Raw genomic sequence first — 1,669 nt, 5'->3', positions numbered from 1 at the left:
TCCTTGCCCTGCAGGGAGTCCGGGAGCGTGTCCGCCTGGATGGGGAACGCCATGTCCTTGCCCTGGTCGGCGAGGACGGAGACCATCGGCGCGGGGACGCCGAGGTCGGAGAAACGGATGTCTTCGGTGGTCATGGTGACCTTTCGAGCCGGAGCGAGCCGGCTGTGGGCGCACTTGCGAGGCAGCGCGCGGGCGGGATGCGCGCCAACGGATGTTGCTGGCGCAGTCGCCGCAGCAGAGAAGCCTGGGCACCTTCGTGAGGTGCTCGATCATCGACCGGAGTCCGGAGACAGGTGGTCGGGAGTTCGGGGCGTCCGTACGACGCACGAGGCGATCGGCGCCTCGAGTACGACCAGCATAGCGTGCACATGCCCGGATCAGCGAGGGCCGGGTGGTTCGCCCCGCGCATGCGAGGATTCCGGGGTGCGCATGCGAACCGTCCTGTTGACCACCGCGATGGCCCTGGTGTCCGTCCTCGGCACCGCCGGCTGCGCCGAGGCCGCGACGACCAGCGCGGCCGCCAGCTACCGGAACCTGCCGACCTCGGGCCGTGTGGACTACCAGCTCGGCGGCGGCTACACCCCGCCGTCCGGTGTCACGATCGTCGAGCGCGACAGCACCGACCGCCCGGCGAAGGGCAAGTACAACATCTGCTACGTCAACGGGTTCCAGACGCAGCCCGAGGCCGCCCGCACCTGGAAGAAGTCCTACCCGTCGGCGATCCTCCGCGACCGCGCTGGCAAGCCGGTCTCGGACCCGGGGTGGCCCGACGAGATGCTCCTCGACACCCGGACGGCGGCCAAGCGTGCCCTGATCACGAAGGTGCTCGCGAAGACCGTTGCCCGCTGCGCTGACCGCGGGTTCGACGCGGTCGAGTTCGACAACCTCGACTCCTGGACCCGCAGTGGCAAGCGGCTCACCCGGTCCGGCAACCTGGCGCTCGCGAAGTCGCTCGTCGCCAAGGGACACCGGCACGGCCTGGCCGTCGGGCAGAAGAACACACCGCAGCTCGGGGCGTCCGGCCGGAAGCAGACCGGGTTCGACTTCGTCGTCGCCGAGGAGTGCGTGCAGTACCGGGAGTGCGCGGCGTACACGAAGGCCTACGGCGGGCGGGTCATCGACGTGGAGTACTCGGACACCCTCAAGCGCTCGTGGGGGTCGGTGTGCACGCTGAAGAGCCGTCCGGCCATGACTATCCTGCGCGACCGCGACCTGGTGACCCCGAAGGACGACGCGTACGTCTACAAGCGCTGCTGATCGCTCGGGCGTTCCTTCCCAGAACGCGTGCGATGCAAGGTGCTTTCGGGCGTACCTGGTCGAAATTTCCGACCAGGTATGCGCGATTCGACCAGGTATGCCCGATTCGACCAGGTACGCCCGATTCGACCAGGCGCGCTAGTCGTCGGAGGCGGAACCAGCAGACCTCGGCGTCGGAACGTTCACGTCGACCGGGGACACCCCGGCGGGATCGGCGGCGGCGCCACCCACGACGTCGAACGAGATCCCCAGCATCGCCGGGTCCTCGTCGAGTTCGAGCCCGTCCTGGCGGACCTGGTCCTCCGGGATCGCACGGCCACCGGACGGGTCCCACGAGTTCGCGATCGACATGCGCACGAGCATGCCCGAGCCGCTTGGCAATCGCCCAAGAATCCCCGGAGGACCCCCGGAA

At 69.0% G+C, this 1,669-nt stretch carries 2 protein-coding genes; one reads left to right on the top strand and one right to left on the bottom strand.

Annotated elements, in window-relative coordinates; all coding sequences use genetic code 11:
* Positions 1-429 precede the first annotated feature (429 nt).
* Positions 430-1,257, top strand: coding sequence for an endo alpha-1,4 polygalactosaminidase (locus BACI9J_RS22815; protein WP_236558883.1), 828 nt, complete (start codon positions 430-432; stop codon positions 1,255-1,257).
* A 138-nt stretch (positions 1,258-1,395) separates the two neighbouring features.
* Here BACI9J_RS22815 and BACI9J_RS22810 read toward each other — a convergent pair.
* On the bottom strand, positions 1,396-1,669 hold a 274-nt coding region (locus BACI9J_RS22810; protein ID WP_236558882.1), incomplete at its 5' end, for a hypothetical protein.

Source organism: Arthrobacter sp. 9V, from assembly GCF_902506065.1.
Classification (GTDB): Bacteria; Actinomycetota; Actinomycetes; order Actinomycetales; family Micrococcaceae; genus Arthrobacter.
Note: the sequence above shows the minus strand (reverse complement) of the source record. Positions and strands in the feature narration are given on the sequence as shown.